Below are 16,119 nucleotides of genomic sequence, written 5' to 3'. Positions count from 1 at the left end.
GATCGGCTAATTAAAGTTTCTCAAGCCATGCGACCAAATCTGATTCACTCTGAAAATCCAGCAGTGCTTCCCCTAATTCTTCTAACTGCTGGACAGATAACCCTTGAATTTGTGCTTGTAATTCTGGCTTAACTTCTCCTAGCCGTCGTTTCAGCAAGCGTAAGACGAAAGACACCGCTTCTTGTTGAACACCTTGCTGAACACCTTGTTGAACACCTTGTTGAATACCTTGTTGAACACCTTGTTGAATACCTTGCTGAATACCTTTTTGCATGGCTTCAGCCTCGATTTCCTGATAAATTACTGACTCTCGCATAATCTCTTGCCTCAAGACGCTGTTAATCAGATCCTTACTCAATACTAACCCTGCCAACATTGCTGTAGAAGCAGCTACATTACTCTGCTCCCTATTATTGCTAATTCTCTCAATCTGTCCCGCAACCTGTCGCAGAACATTATCAGCGTTATTTGTCTGACTCAAAACCGCAAACGGGAATAACCCTGGGGACTGTAAAAATATTTCAGTTGGTTGTTCCCACAGTCGAATAACCTCAAAACTAGACCGGAAGTTATCAAATTCAAAGGTATTCTGATAAACCAAATCAGATCCAGACTGGCGTAAATAAATTACTATTTGACGCATCTGTTTACCAGGATAGCGACGGTATGCCCGCAAGCGATAATCAGCCATGCGAAACGGAATATCTGGCTTGGGTGCTGTTTGAAACTCTGCGTGTAGGATAATTTCTTCAGATTCTAAGAAGATCAGCGAGTCGGCGCGGATCGGTTCAGCAGACAATTCTGAAGGTTCTAGCTTAGTTAGGCTGATAGGTTCGCCTAACAACCAAGTGGCGATATCAGCAGGGAACGTCTCAGCGATAAATTTACAAGTGTTATCGTACATTCAATTTTGGTTAATAACTTGGGTTTCAACCTGTGGACTAAAAATTCCTGTAATATTTAAAGGCTTATCAAGCTTTGATACACACCTAACTAATCAACAGCTAATAGCTAACCGAAGGACTGCTAATTGCTAATCATGGAGCGTCGTCAGTTTCTCAAATATACCAGTTTGGCAGCAGCAGGATTTGCCTTTGCAGCCTGCCAGAATGGTTATGGTTCCAAAACGGATAATGCCACAGCCAAAAAGCCGGATAATATTTTTGGCGATTTGGAAAAACGCAACCTGACGATTGGCATTATGCCTGTGATCGACTCTGCGCCGATCATCATTGCCAAAGAGAAAGGCTTTTTTGAAAAGTACGGTCTCAACGTCAAGATCGCTCAAGAAAAAAGCTGGGAAACTCTTAAGGAGAGTTTAATTCAGGGGCGCTTGGATGCCGCTCATGCTTTATATGGTATGCCTTTGTTGGCACAGTTGGGCGCTAAGGCTGCGCCTATGGTTTCCCTGATGACCCTGAATTTGAATGGCAATGCCATCACTCTTTCCCGCAAATTTTGGAACGCGGGTATTCGACCTGGAATAGATTATCTAAATTTTCATGAATTTACTGACTCATTTGCAAAATATATTAAAAGTTTTAGTGAGCCTCCTAGCTTTGGGATTGTAGATCGATCTGCAATGGGCAACTACATCCTCCGCTATTGGCTGGCAACGATGAATATTAATCCCGATCGCGATGTCAAACTAATTGAGATCCCACCAGCAGAAATGCTGGATATGCTTAGGAATGGCACGATTGAGGGCTATTGTATAGAGGAACCTTTGAACCAGCAGGCAGTGTTGGAAGAAGTTGGTTTCACTGTTTATGTGGATCGAGATATTTGGAGTGGTCATCCAGAAAAAGTTTTAGCAACGATGCAACCTTGGATAGATGCAAATCCTGTCACAACTAAGGCAATGGTTGCGGCTGTGCTAGAGGCTTGTCAGTATTGCGATCGCACTAAGAACCGTTTACCAGTCACCAAAATTATCTCAGATCCTAAATATCTCAACACAAACGTAGATTATGCCAAAAACTCCATGCTGGGGAAATATAACTACGGTGGCTTCGATCAAAAAAGCAGAATTAAACAAATTAATGATTTCAACCTGTTTCACTTACGCAACACCAGCTATTTAAATAAGCCAGATCATGCCAACTATCCTTGGCAGTCCCACGCCGTTTGGCTGTTAACCCAAATGATTCGCTGGAATCAGATTGAACAAACACAGTATCCCAAGGAGGCCAACGAAATTCTTAAAAAAGTTTACCCTCCAGAAATTTATCAGGAAGTTGCTAAGGCGCTCAAAATTCCTCTGCCTACTCAGACGATGAAAGTTGAGCCAGCAGATGTTTTCATTGATAAGTGGGCGTTTGACCCTAATCAGCCTGTTGAGTACCTCAATAACTTTGAAATTCGGGCTAACTAAGTAGTGGCGTTGGCGGAGTCTGCGCCCTTAAAAGGGTGTATGACATTCGACTGCAAACCGCTATAAATTTCGCGAACAAAAAATCCCTGATTTCTTAAAGAAGTCGGGGATTTTAGGGACTATGCCTAAGATCATGTATGAATAGCATGACAATGATGCGAAAATTTCATATTTAACCCTGTTTTGTAACTAAATATACGAATATTCATTTCTAACTCTAATACTTTAGTTATATAGATTCAATTTTTGCTCTTGAGCTAAATAAATAAACAAAAAGCACTACGCCAACGCCTTTGTATCACTCAATTTCAACAAGTCGATAAATCTCTATATTGACAATCTAGGCTGAAAGTATAGGCACGCACAGATATGAAGAACAGGTAAATAAGTGTAATCAAACATACGGATTAATGTTATTAGCCTAACTAATATCAATAGTAAAAGTTAATCAAAGCATTTTTAATGCACGTGACAAGTGTAAAAACCTTGTCGCAACAGTTCTTATTGTTTAAATTTTAGGGAAATCAACCGATGGTAGAAGCAGCACCACTGAAAGAATCCAAGAACAAATTTGAAAGATTAAAAGCTGAAAAAGATGGTCTAGAAGTTAGAAAAGAACTAGAACATTTTGCCCAAATTGGTTGGGAAGCAATGGATGAAACTGACCGCGACTATCGCTTAAAGTGGTTAGGTATTTTCTATCGTCCCATGACTCCTGGCTTATTTATGATGCGGTTGCGGATGCCTAGTGGTATCTTAACTAGCGGTCAGATGCGGGTGTTAGCAGAAATTGTGCAAAGGTTCTGTAATAGTTCAGGATTTCAAGACCAAGGAATCGCTGATATTACTACTAGACAAAATATTCAAATACGCAGTATTCGGATTGAAGATTTACCAGAAATTTGCAAGCGTTTGCAAGAAGCTGGTATGACCAGTATTCAATCTGGGATGGATAATGTTCGCAATATTACAGGTTCACCTGTGGCGGGAATTGATGCGGATGAATTAATTGATACGCGAGGGATTGTCCGCAAAGTCCAAGATATGATTACCAACAATGGTGAGGGTAATCCATCTTTTACTAATTTGCCTCGTAAATTTAATATTGCGATCGCAGGTTGTCGTGATAACTCTGTCCACGCAGAAATAAACGATTTAGCATTTATCCCCGCCTACAAAAACGGCGTGATTGGCTTTAACGTTATAGTTGGTGGTTTCTTCTCAGCTAAAGCTTGTATAGAAGCAATTCCTCTTAATGCTTGGGTTGATCCTCGTGATGTTGTCGCCGTTTGCGAAGCTGTTTTACTCGTTTATCGCAACAACGGTTTGCGGGCGAATCGGCAAAAAGCACGGATCATGTATCTGATTGAAGATTGGGGAATTGAAAAGTTTCGCTCAGAAGTCGAAAAACAATTAGGTCATTCCCTGCAAACTGCGGCTGAAAAAGATGAAATTCTTTGGGATAAGCGCGACCACATTGGGATTCATTCCCAGAAACAACCTGCTTTAAACTATATCGGTTTGCACATTCCGATGGGTCGGATGTATGCCGATGATATGTTTGATTTGGCGCGTTTGGCTGATGTTTACGGTAGCGGTGAAATTCGGCTAACTGTTGAGCAAAACGTCATAATTCCTAATATTCCTGATTCTCGGATTGCTTCGTTGTTGAAAGAACCGCTACTGCAACGTTTTAAAGTTAATCCTGAAACATTAGAGCGATCGCTAATTTCTTGCACAGGTGCAGAATTTTGTAATTTTGCCTTAGTTGAAACCAAAAACCGCGCCTTAGCACTAATTAAAGAATTAGATGCAGAGTTATCAGTACCTTCATCAGTGCGGTTGCACTGGACTGGATGCCCTAATTCCTGCGCTCAACCTCAAGTTGCTGACATTGGTTTGATGGGTACTAAGGTGCGTAAAAACGGCAAAACCTTAGAAGGTGTTGATATCTATTTGGGTGGCAAAGTCGGTAAAGATGCCCATCTCGGTACTTGTGCAATTAAGAGTATTCCTTGTGAGGATTTAAAGCAAGTATTGCGGGATTTGTTAATTAAAGATTTTGGCGCTCAACTCAAGTCAGAAGCAGAGTTAACAGCAACTAATACTGCATCAGTAACTATAAGTGCGGTTGCAGATCAGATTAACAATGTCCTTGAGTCAAAGGTACAGAGTAATGGAAATGGTATTGCTACCCAAACAGCAGAAGCAGTTATTGCACCACCAGCGCCATCTCCATCCCAAACTGCGACGATTAACTTCGCTCAATCTGGCAAAGAAGTTACTTGTAATGGAGATGACTTAATTTTAGATGTCGCTGAAGCTTCCGGGATCGAGCTTCCTAGCAGTTGTCGTTCTGGAACCTGTGGAACTTGCAAACAGAAGCTTGTAGAAGGACAAGTCGAGTATGAGGGAGAACCAGAAGCTTTAGAAGATAGCGATCGAGAACAAGGATTTATTTTAGCTTGTATTGCTCGACCTGTTGGCAAAGTCGTAATTGATGCTTAATCAGGGAATAGTGACCAGTGACCAGTTATTAAACCTTTCCCCTTTCCCCTCTTTTTTCTCTATCTTCATTTTTCCCAATCGTTGTTAGGTAAAGTTCAAATGCTCAAAGGATTACTTTCATTTCAGGGGCGATACCGCATCCTGCACATGACATGGTTTGCTTTCTTTCTCACGTTTGTATGCTGGTTTAACTTTTCTCCTTTCGCCACAACAATTGCGAAAGATTTAGGAATTACAGAGCCACAAATTAAAACATTACTAATTTGTAACCTTGCCCTAACAATTCCAGCCCGGATTATTATTGGGATGCTGCTGGATCGTTTTGGTCCAAGAATCACCTACTCATGTTTGCTGGTATTTGCGCTAGTCCCCTGTTTGGCTACATCCTTCGCGCAAGACTTTAATCAGCTAGTGATCAGCCGTCTGCTGATGGGGATTGTCGGATCTGGGTTTGTCATCGGCATCCGCATGGTGTCAGAATGGTTCACACCCAAAGAGATTGGGAGCGCCCAAGGTATTTACGGCGGTTGGGGTAATTTTGGTGCTTTCGGTGCAGAGTTTGCATTACCCACAATTGGGATAGCAACTGCCTTTTTAGCTGGTGGTGCATCTAACTGGCGTTTGGCGATCGCTCTTACAGGTATTATCTCCGCTATTTATGGCGTAATTTACTACAACAGCGTCCAAGATACTCCTACAGGTAAAGTTTACAAGCGCCCTAAGAAAAATGGCGCAATGGAAGTCACCAGTGCTAAAAGCTTCTACGCTCTATTAGTTTCTAATTTTGGCTTAATTTTTGCCCTTGGTGTCTTAACTTGGCGCTTAATGAAAGTTAAGTTCTTCGATACCACAGGAATGTATATAGTTTGGGCGTTGTTACTAGCTTTGTATGCCTACCAAAGTTATAAAGCATGGGAAGTTAATAAAGATGTTGTTACTGGCGTTAAAACCTACCCTCCATCTGAACGCTATGAGTTCCGTCAAGTAGCACTGCTAGAGTTTACTTATGTAACTAACTTTGGTTCAGAATTAGCAGCAGTGTCCATGCTACCTGTGTTTTTTGAAAAAACCTTTGGACTTGAACACGTTGTTGCAGGGATGATTGCTGCTACCTATCCTTTCTTAAATTTATTTTCTCGTCCTAGTGGTGGTTTAATTTCCGATAAACTTGGTAGCCGCAAGTGGACAATGACGATAGTATCGGTAGGAATTGGAGTTGGCTATCTGTTAGCGCATTTTATCAATAAAGATTGGGCATTACCTTTAGCGATCGCTGTCACCCTGTTTGCTGCTTACTTTGCTCAAGCTGGTTGCGGTGCTACATACGGAATTGTACCCCTGATTAAGAAGGAAAGTACTGGACAAATTGCAGGTAATGTTGGTGCTTATGGCAACTTCGGTGGTGTAATTTATCTCACAATTTTCAGCTTAACTGATGCACCTACCTTGTTTACCACAATGGGAATTGCCGCGCTGATCTGCGCCTTTATGTGTGCTTTCTTCCTCAAAGAACCCAAAGGTTCCTTTGCTGCACAATATGAAGGTGAAACTCCAGCAACTACAGTTGCAGCAGATGGGCTGCTAATAGATGGACAAGAACAAGGCTAAACAGTGAATACTGAATAGCCAACAGTGAACAGTGAACAGTAAACAGTAAACAGTAAAATAAATTTCAAGATTGATAACTGATAACTGCTCACTGTTCGCTGATTTATGCGTAAGTTTGATTGATTAAGTATTTATACTGATATAATAGGATAAGTCGATTCGCTCCAGTCAATGTGGCAGTTCGAGAATTAACTACAATCAAGCGAACTGCATTCTCAATTTTCTGTGCAAATATCAAAATATTTTTACTAAATTGTGATAAAAAATACAGAATTTATCAGTTGAAATCAGCAACTTTAAGTAAATAACTCGGTTTTTACAAAGATTATATTTAACCTGCATAAATTTATTGTTGAGCAATCAGTCCGACTAAATATAGGGATTACGGTAAACAGCTATGACTGACGCAACCAAAACACTATGTCCTTACTGTGGCGTTGGCTGCGGTTTGGAAGTTTCCCCCCCAGCGCAACCAGGAAAAGCAACTAATCGGGATAGTAAAGGTACTCCGATCTGGAAAGTGCAGGGCGATCGCACTCATCCTTCTAGCCAGGGAATGGTTTGTGTCAAAGGCGCGACAATTGCTGAGTCTCTCAATAAAGACCGCTTACACTATCCAATGATGCGCGATTCTTTGGATCAACCCTTCCAGCGTGTTAGTTGGGAAGAAGCATTAGATCGGATTGTCCAACGCTTTAAAACCGTACTAGCAACCCAAGGATCAGATGGGGTTTGTATGTACGGATCTGGTCAGTTTCAAACCCAAGATTACTATATTGCTCAAAAGTTACTGAAAGGATGCTTGGGTACAAATAATTTTGATGCTAACTCGCGTCTATGTATGTCTTCTGCGGTTGCGGGTTATATTCAAAGCTTTGGCTCTGATGGACCACCTTGTTGCTACGACGATTTAGAATTAACAGATTGTGCTTTTTTAATTGGTACTAATACTGCGGAATGTCACCCAATTGTATTTAACCGTTTGCGGAAATACCACAAGAAAAATCAGCACGTCAAAATGATTGTGGTAGATCCGCGCCGTACCCCAACAGCAGAAGCAGCAGATTTGCATTTAGCAATTAAACCAGGCACAGATATAGATTTACTCAATGGTATTGCTCACTTATTAATGCGTTGGGGATATATTGATTCTGAATTTATTGAAGAGTGTACCAATAACTTTCCCGCTTTTGCTGAGGTAATTTCCCACTACCCGCCAGAGGTGGTAGCAAAAATTTGTGGAATTGAAGAACGAGAAATAGAAATAGCTGCTCAGTATTGGGCTGAGTCTAAGCGGGTTTTGTCTCTGTGGTCAATGGGTGTTAACCAATCTTCAGAAGGTACTGCCAAGGTACGCAACATTATTAACTTGCACTTGATGACTGGTCAAATTGGTAAACCAGGTGCGGGGCCATTTTCTCTGACAGGACAACCAAATGCAATGGGCGGTAGAGAAGCGGGCGGACTGTCTCACATTTTACCTGGCTATCGTTTGGTAAAAAATCCCCAACATCGTGCGGAAGTTGAACAAGCGTGGGGGTTAACTCCTGGGGCGATTTCACCGAATCCAGGTAGAACCGCCTGGGATATGATTACAGGTTTAGAAACTGGTGATGTCGGTTTGTTGTGGATTGCTGCAACTAATCCTGCTGTAAGTATGCCAGATTTAGTTCGTACAAAAGCGGCATTAATGCGATCGCCTTTTACAATTTACCAGGATGCTTACTACCCCACAGAAACGGCGGCTTTTGCTCACGTTTTACTTCCGGCGGCGCAGTGGGGTGAGAAAACTGGAGTAATGACTAATTCTGAGCGAGTTATTACTTTATGTCCAGCATTTAAACCCCCAGTAGGAGATGGTAGACCAGATTGGGAAATTTTTGCAGAAGTAGGGCGCAGATTAGGTTTTGCAGATAAATTTGCTTTCAAAAACTCGGCTGAAGTTTATGCAGAATTTGTGGAGTTGACACGCGATCGCCCCTGCGATCAAACTGGTATCAGTCACGAACGTTTGCACCAAGAAGGCCCAATTCAGTGGCCTTGTGCTGATAGTTCTATTAATAATATCGATCGTCACAACTCTAGACCCAAAGTTTTAGACCGCACACCCAAACGGATGTATACAGATTTTCGCTTCAATACTCCTGATGGGCGGGCGCGGTTTGGTGCGTATCATTCACGGGGACTTGCGGAACCTGCCGATCCTAATTATCCCTTTGTGTTAACAACAGGTAGGTTGTATGGTCACTGGCATACATTAACTCGTACAGGGAGAATTGACAAGATCAAACAAATGCACCCAAACCCATTTATTGAAATTCATCCCCGTGATGCTGTGGGGTTGGGGATCACAGATGGGGAATTATTGGAAGTGCGATCGCGTCGTGGTCGGGGTCGTTTTCCTGCTTTAATTACAAAAGCGATCGCCCCTGGTACAGTATTTGTCCCCATGCACTGGGGTTCACTATGGGCAGATCAAGCTGAAGCCAACGCCTTGACTCACCCAGAAGCTTGTCCTGACTCGTTACAACCAGAATTAAAAGCTTGCGCCGTGCAATTACTACCTGTGAGAAACCACATAGAAACTCCTCAAGCTTTGCTGGAATCCCCAAAATCTAGTATTCTCTCAGCAGCACCTTCTGCATAAATCAGAAAAAAATGGGTTTTTTGAGGAAAGTTGTTAAAACAATTAACGGGGTTGGATCTGACGAGCAGTTTCTTGAGTTTATTGAAAGCGTAGAAACTGCTGTTTCTAAAGTACTATCTTTGGCGATGGTTGCTGTAATTATCATTGCTGTGGTTGATTTAGGAATATTGCTTTTTAAAGAAGTATTAAATCCCTCTATTGCCAATTTCAACGAAGTTTTAGTAAAGCTGTTTGGGGTATTTTTAAATATTTTAATAGCTTTAGAACTTTTAGAAAATATCACAGCTTACTTGCGTAAGCACGTTATTCAAGTAGAATTAGTTATTGTTACTTCTTTGATTGCAGTATCTCGAAAACTAATTATTCTAGATCTTCAAAAAGTTGATGGTTCTGAGCTAATTGGTTTATCGCTCGCAATTTTGACTTTAGCAATTAGTTACTGGATTATTCGTCTTAGTGAACCTTCAGCGCATTAGAAATAATTATTTTCCTTATTAAAATGGCTAAATTTTTTCAATTTGAAACAGATTTTGTAGATTCATTACGTTGTATCCCCATGCAAGTACGGATGAAATTAGATACTTGCGGTATTAAGCTGAAATTGCAAGACTGGAATCATTTTAGCACCTCTGAACGAGAGCAACTGGTAGAAATGCCTTGCACAGCAGCAACAGAAATAGCAGCATATAGAGAGTTTGTAAGTAATTTAGTTGTAGAACATACAGGTACACCAGCGAAAGATTTACCTATAGAGGAACATCCTGCTTGGTTGAATGTGACAACTATTCCTGATGATGTGAGCGAAAAAGCTGAAGAATTTCAGGTGAAATTAACTCCTGACAAGTGGGCAAATTTAACTCCAGAACAACGTTTTGCTTTAATTAAGCTGAGTCGTCCTAGCCACGAGAATAAAAACTTTTTACCAGCCCTGCAAGAATTTAATCTGAATTAAAAATATAGGTGCGTAAAACCCCAGCCCCCTCCCCGTTTCGAGGGAGGGAGAGCTTTTTTGCGACAAATATTGGTATTTTTCGGGAAACAGGCTACTTTGATGTGAAGATATTCTTAACTAGCAATCGAACTCATTTATTAAGGATGTTATGAATTATAACTCTCTAATCGTGCGGTCTTTCAGTAAAAATATCATGAATACAATTTTGATAATTATTTTTTCTAGCTTAGTTGTGAGTTGTAGTAACCCAGACAATAATGTACAAAGTGCAACTAAAACAAATCCTAATAATTCAGCACCAACTAAGTTAAACGAGCAATCTCAAACAAATAAGCGTTCAACAACAGATGAGTTAAACCAATCTCAAACTGATGCTCCAGTTAAGGTTATCTCTCAAAAGAAGCGCAGCACAAGTACTGTTGCTCAGACAGATAAGACTCAAGAAGTAGCTACTAAAAATCCTAAAGTTGGTACAGTCAAAGAAATAGTGCAAGGTGACTTAATGTGCTATGTCACATTAACAGATCAAGCTGGAAAAAAACATGATTTAGGTGCATCCTTTGAGATTTGTGCTACTCCAGAAAAATTTTTGAATAAGAAAGTTAGCTTGGGTTATGAAACAGCTTCAGTAAATGATTGCGAAAGTAATGAACCTTGTGGCAAAAGTAAACAAGTATTGCTGATTACTAAAATGGAGGTAATTAGCGATAAATAAACATCACACGGGCATCTTGCAAAGTAAAAGCACCGTTTGGGGAATGGCGGCACGACTAGCTAGTGCTATGTTACAAATAGAGTTCGGAAATCGTACCAGAGTCCAGCAAACGGTGATTTAAAATTAACACAATTCAATGATGAGCCGCTATAAAATGGCGATCGCAAATAAAACTATCAATGAAAGCCATAGCATCAGGCTAAAAACCATTGTGACCTGATGCCTTTAGTAATGGCAGGCGAAGTAAAATTGAATAAAGTTTTTTTGCTTGAGCGTTCAGACATAGCATTCACCTTTATTTGATGTTGGAAAGATGGGCTTGTTTACACTCTTTACAAATAACTAACCACATTTCTTCAGCTTAACTGGTATGGCAATTGTGCCATCCAATTGTGCATTTCCAGTATCGTCATTTCCTTTTCCGTCGAAACGGATGCTGAGAGCCTCAAAGTAACTGTTGTTGATATTTTTGGCGTTGGAAATGTTATACCAATTATGATCCTCACCAAAAAAAGGATTATAATAATTTGCATTTATTTTATTCGTTCCAAAAGTAACAATGCACGAGCCAGATGGTGCAGGCAATGTGACTGTCTCACTTCTCTCAAGATGAGTATAATTCTTCGCTCTCTCTCGAATAGTATATGTCACGTCAATTGTTAAATGATTTCCATGATTAACGAGATTGCTAGTTTTAACCGAAACATCTGTTTGTCTACCTTTCTTTGAATTAACATCTGCATCACCGCCTCCCTTGCGGGGTACGTCGGTAAATTTGATCTCTTGTCGAATTAATCCTTGTGTAAGCGGTTTTCGAGAGGCAGGCTGACCTGATGCCTCTACATTTTGCTTGTTTCCTCCGCCATCAATCTCTCTGTCAGCCCTTGGCAGTGCCATTGCTGGTGAAGGCTGAACTAACATTGGAGCGGCGATCAGCATAGTGACTACCGTAGCGGTCGTAGTCATGATTAGTGCAGAAGTTAATGAAAAATTTTTCATGGTTTTGTCCTTGGTATTTTTGTGTTTGCTAATTCATCAAACCTTTGTTTGTACGTCCAATTTCTTTAATTGAAAAAATTGATCATGTAGAAATATCCTGCTTTTTATCAAACGAGTTTTAAATGATATGTCGCTACTTCAAAGCTATCCCTGTCCATAGTTCTGAAAGCTTATTATTTATCAAAAGTTTTTCGCCCCTCGCTCACAAACTCCTGTAAGATGCCTCCCATGTCAGTTAGTCACTTTACTTTGTAAACGCATCTTCCTTCTTGACCACGAAGGCGTACTATTTCAACAGCCTTGTTAAAAGCTTCTGTGCCTAATCCAGCTACGGAGAAGGGTTGCGATTGAGAGCAAGATACTTCTACAACGTTTGTTCCATTTATGTAATAACGACCATACCTACGAGCACGTATGGGTTGTCCCCAAGATGCAAACTTCTTATTCACAATTCCACAAGCTTCTTTGGCTGTTTGGTGTCCCCAACTAATCCAATCACCCTGCCCTGAACTAGCACTGCAATAACTCAGTTGAGGTGATACTGTCAGGCTTGCCTGAGCCGTATCTTGGAAAGTAATAGCAGAGCCGAGCAAAGCTGTAGATATTGTTAAACCAGAAATATAAAGCAAACTGCGTCTCAGCATAATATCTCCCAAGTTTGATGAGTTTGATTTGAGTGTGGAATCAGGGAACAGCTTAATCTTTGTAGATGGGTAGTACGAGAATCGTTTCCCCTACTTCTATATAGGTTGTTCGCATCCCATTTATGCAAGGATTGAGCCTAGAGGAAATAAAAAGCCGTCGTCGAGAAAAATAAAGATATTTATAAGAGGCGGGGTTGCTCAATTAATGCGTTCCTAGATTGAAGTTGGGAACGAGAGTCGAGAGTTAAAAATAGCTACACTATACAACAGTGCATTTGTACTGGTATGTATTAATTAATCAGGTATGGTGATTCATCTTCAATGATCCCTATCCAACTCACTCTCAAAAATTTCTTCAGCTACCGCGAAGCATCTTTAGATTTTCGCGGACTGCATACTGCTTGCATCTGTGGCGCTAATGGTGCGGGTAAGTCTTCCCTTTTAGAAGCTATCACTTGGGCTATCTGGGGAGAAAGTCGCGCTGCTACAGAAGATGATGTGATTAATGCTGGTGCGCTAGAGGTGCGCGTTGATTTTGTCTTTCAATATAATCAGCAAACTTATCGCGTTATTCGCACTCGTCAAAAGGGCGGTAGTGGTTCCCTGGAATTTCAGATTGAAACCAGTAACAACAATTTCCGCTCTTTGACTGAAAAAGGGGTAAGAGCAACTCAACAGCTAATTACGGGACACCTGAAGCTGGATTATGATACTTTTATTAATTCTGCATACTTGCGTCAAGGTAGAGCAGATGAGTTTATGCTCAGACGACCAAATGAGCGTAAACAAATTTTGGCGGATTTGTTGAAGTTAGATCAATATGAAGTTTTGGCGGAACAAGCTAAGGATTCTTCGCGCCAGTTTAAAGCGAAGGCGGAACAGTTAGATCTGAGTTTACAATCAATTCAAACACAGTTGCAGCAAAAGGAAGCGATCGCACTTCAACAATCTGAGATTGAAACTCAACTGCAACAACTGCAACAAGTTCAAGAAATTGATCGCCAACAACTACAACAATTACAATCACTACAACATCAGCGTCAAACTTGGCAACAGCAATTAACTTGGCAGCGACAGCAATATCAGAATCTTACTCAAGATTGCGATCGCCTACAACAAGATATCGCTACCAACCAAAGACAACAGCAACAACTTGAATCTTTAATCGCACAAGAATCACAAATTACCACAGGTTATACAGAATACCTCAACCTGCAAGCGACAGAGGAAGCTTTGGCGGGTAAGTTTCAAGCATATCAAGATGCTCAACAACAAAAGCAACAGTTACAACAACAGTTAACTGAAAAAATTAATGAAATAAATTTACAAATTCGCCAGAAGCAAGCAAAGTTAGAAGCTTTAAGTCAACAAGAAGCAGAAATTCAAGAAACTTTAAATAAATCGGCGGAAATTACCACCGCTTTAGAACAATTACAGCGCAGTCGTACCCGTCTTGCTCAATTAGATAAACTACAACTAAATGTCTCTCCTCTGCTACAACGTCGCGCTAATTTACAAACTGAAATAAATCGCGCTCAGGCTCGACTAACTGCCAAACTAGAGGAAATAAACTCCTCAGTTTCTCAGTTATATAACCAGTCAGTACGTCAACCACAATTACAATCTCGCGTTGTGCAAGTAGATACTCAAATTGAACAATTAGAGAAAAAGCGAGTTTATCAACAGCGAGTGCAAGAAAAAGGGCAAGAAAGACGGAATCTTCAGGAACGTCTACAGGAAAATCAACACACTTATGAAAGACAAATAGCAGAATTGACGCAAAAACTGGAAATGTTAAAAACGCCAGATGCTAGTTGTCCATTATGCGATCGCTCTTTAGATGAACACCACTGGAATCACGTAGTCGAAAAAACCCAAACTCAACAACAAGAAGCACAACAACAATATTGGGTTATTCGAGAACAATTAGCCGAATGTGAAAGACAAAGAGAAGAATTAAGGCAAGAATATCGCCAATTATCCCAAGAATTAGCTGTTTATGAGTCATTGCGAGAACAACGGGGAGAACTAGCAGCGCAATTGCAAGCTAGCAGTGAAGTACAGGTGAGGTTGCAACAAATAACTGTTGAAAAAGAACTTTTAGAGCGATCGCTTACTATTGGTAATTACGCCGTTGATTTGCAAGACGAATTGCAAGAACTCGATGAATACTTGCAAGAACTACAATATGATGAAAAAACTCATGCTTTAGCTAGAGGCGAAGCTGAACGTTGGCGTTGGGCAGAAATTAAACAAGCACAACTTAAAGATGCTGTACGTCGTCAGGGGTTATTAGATGCACAAAAACCAGAACTTTTAGGGAAAATTGCCAGTTTAGAAACTGCTTTAATAGAGTTGCAAACTAATTCAGAACTAGCTCAAAAACTTGCCGATGTTCAGCAAGGTATTGCTGAACTAAATTATGAGCGATCGCACCATAACATCATACTTGCTTCCTTACGTCAAGCGCAATCTTGGCAATTCAGATATCAGGAATTAAACCAAGCGAAACAGCAATATCCAGAAGTAGGCGATCGCATCACCTTACTTAACCAAAGCTTACAAGAAAGATTAACTAACCAACAAGGAATTAATCATCAAATAGAAGCAATGGTTAATCAGTTAGCAGAAATGGCAGATCCTACTGGTGAAATCCGATCTTTAGAGCAACAAATCCAACAGCGAAGACAGCAATTAGATAGTTATATAGCTAATTTAGGAAGATTGCAACATCAAAAGAGCCAAATTGAAACATTACAAACTCAATATGAACTACAGCAAGAACAATTACAAGAATTTAAACGTCAATTTCGCATTTATGATGAATTAAGTAAAGCATTTGGTAAGAATGGTATTCAAGCATTAATGATTGAAAACGTCTTACCACAACTAGAAGCTGAAACTAATAATATCCTTTCCCGTCTGAGTGGAAATCAATTGCACGTACAATTTGTCACTCAAAAAGCTGGAAAAAGTACCAGATCTCGCAGCGCCAAAGCTTCAGTTAAAAACGCCAAATTAATTGATACATTGGATATTTTAATTGCTGATGCTAGCGGGACGCGACCTTATGAAACTTATTCTGGCGGGGAAGCATTTAGAATTAACTTTGCAATTCGTTTAGCCTTAGCGAGGATGTTAGCACAAAGATCTGGTACAGCCTTGCAATTATTAATAGTAGATGAAGGATTTGGGACACAGGATCAGGAAGGATGCGATCGCTTAATTGCAGCGATAAATGCGATCGCATCCGACTTTGCTTGCATCCTCACCGTCACCCATATGCCCCAATTTAAAGAAGCATTTCAAACCCGCATCGAAGTCCGCAAAACCAATAATGGATCTCAGTTAAGTTTGTTGACGTAATCGGAACAAAACCCATCTGTGTTTATCTGTGTGCATCTGTCGTTAATTACCTAAAACTTGACTAAGGCTAGGAAGTCTCTTCAAAGTCCCCCTTTTTATAGGCGAAGCCTTCCCGTTGGCGTAGCCTGCGCGGAGCGCATAGGGTAGGGGGATTTAGGGGGATCTGCCCGTAATCCCTGGTTAACGCCCAAATAGTATAAATACATACCAAAAAAATTTTCTATATAGCTGATATTATTACCATTCCAATCCCGCTAAATCTTATCTAATTTTTTACTACTTTGAAGATTGTTAACCTAGAGAGCC

The 16,119-nt window shown here is 40.5% G+C and carries 11 protein-coding genes; 8 read left to right on the top strand and 3 right to left on the bottom strand.

Annotated elements, in window-relative coordinates:
• Positions 1 to 10: 10 nt before the first annotated feature.
• The gene (locus CRI9333_RS17965) at positions 11 to 904 is read right to left on the bottom strand and encodes an Rpn family recombination-promoting nuclease/putative transposase (RefSeq protein WP_015204594.1); all 894 of its coding nucleotides are present in this window, start codon (positions 902 to 904) and stop codon (positions 11 to 13) included.
• A gap of 135 nt (positions 905 to 1,039) precedes the next feature.
• Here CRI9333_RS17965 and CRI9333_RS17960 point away from each other — a divergent pair, with 135 nt between their 5' ends.
• The 7 genes from CRI9333_RS17960 to CRI9333_RS17930 all read left to right on the top strand — a co-directional run bounded on the left by CRI9333_RS17960 (position 1,040) and on the right by CRI9333_RS17930 (position 10,804).
• Entirely contained in the window at positions 1,040 to 2,374 is a 1,335-nt protein-coding gene (locus tag CRI9333_RS17960; protein WP_015204593.1) for a CmpA/NrtA family ABC transporter substrate-binding protein, read from the top strand.
• A 531-nt stretch (positions 2,375 to 2,905) separates the two neighbouring features.
• A complete protein-coding gene (locus CRI9333_RS17955; RefSeq protein WP_015204592.1) occupies positions 2,906 to 4,882 on the top strand; it encodes a ferredoxin--nitrite reductase in 1,977 nt (658 codons plus the stop codon).
• Positions 4,883 to 4,981: 99 nt separating this feature from the next.
• Positions 4,982 to 6,490 (top strand): NarK family nitrate/nitrite MFS transporter, encoded by a 1,509-nt coding sequence (locus CRI9333_RS17950; protein WP_015204591.1) that lies wholly within the window; start codon positions 4,982 to 4,984, stop codon positions 6,488 to 6,490.
• A gap of 397 nt (positions 6,491 to 6,887) precedes the next feature.
• A complete protein-coding gene (locus CRI9333_RS17945) occupies positions 6,888 to 9,137 on the top strand; it encodes a molybdopterin oxidoreductase family protein (RefSeq protein ID WP_015204590.1) in 2,250 nt (749 codons plus the stop codon).
• Positions 9,138 to 9,148: 11 nt separating this feature from the next.
• The gene (locus CRI9333_RS17940) at positions 9,149 to 9,613 is read left to right on the top strand and encodes a phosphate-starvation-inducible PsiE family protein (RefSeq protein ID WP_015204589.1); all 465 of its coding nucleotides are present in this window, start codon (positions 9,149 to 9,151) and stop codon (positions 9,611 to 9,613) included.
• A gap of 23 nt (positions 9,614 to 9,636) precedes the next feature.
• Positions 9,637 to 10,089, top strand: a complete 453-nt coding sequence (locus CRI9333_RS17935) for a nitrate reductase associated protein (RefSeq protein WP_015204588.1) — start codon at positions 9,637 to 9,639, stop codon at positions 10,087 to 10,089.
• Positions 10,090 to 10,282: 193 nt separating this feature from the next.
• Positions 10,283 to 10,804: a hypothetical protein gene (locus CRI9333_RS17930; protein ID WP_041226106.1), complete on the top strand. Its 522-nt coding sequence runs from the start codon at positions 10,283 to 10,285 to the stop codon at positions 10,802 to 10,804.
• Between the two features lie 342 nt (positions 10,805 to 11,146).
• Here CRI9333_RS17930 and CRI9333_RS17925 read toward each other — a convergent pair whose 3' ends face one another.
• On the bottom strand, positions 11,147 to 11,770 hold the full coding sequence (locus tag CRI9333_RS17925; protein ID WP_157462347.1) for a hypothetical protein: 624 nt from the start codon (positions 11,768 to 11,770) through the stop codon (positions 11,147 to 11,149).
• 272 nt (positions 11,771 to 12,042) lie between these two features.
• Positions 12,043 to 12,447, bottom strand: a complete 405-nt coding sequence (locus tag CRI9333_RS17920) for a hypothetical protein (RefSeq protein ID WP_015204585.1) — start codon at positions 12,445 to 12,447, stop codon at positions 12,043 to 12,045.
• Between the two features lie 321 nt (positions 12,448 to 12,768).
• Here CRI9333_RS17920 and sbcC point away from each other — a divergent pair, with 321 nt between their 5' ends.
• Positions 12,769 to 15,813 (top strand): exonuclease subunit SbcC, encoded by a 3,045-nt coding sequence (gene sbcC, locus CRI9333_RS17915; protein WP_015204584.1) that lies wholly within the window; start codon positions 12,769 to 12,771, stop codon positions 15,811 to 15,813.
• The last annotated feature ends 306 nt before the right edge of the window (positions 15,814 to 16,119 follow it).

The organism is Crinalium epipsammum PCC 9333 (genome assembly GCF_000317495.1).
Classification (GTDB): Bacteria; Cyanobacteriota; Cyanobacteriia; order Cyanobacteriales; family PCC-9333; genus Crinalium; species Crinalium epipsammum.
This window is presented reverse-complemented; position numbering and strand designations above follow the sequence as displayed.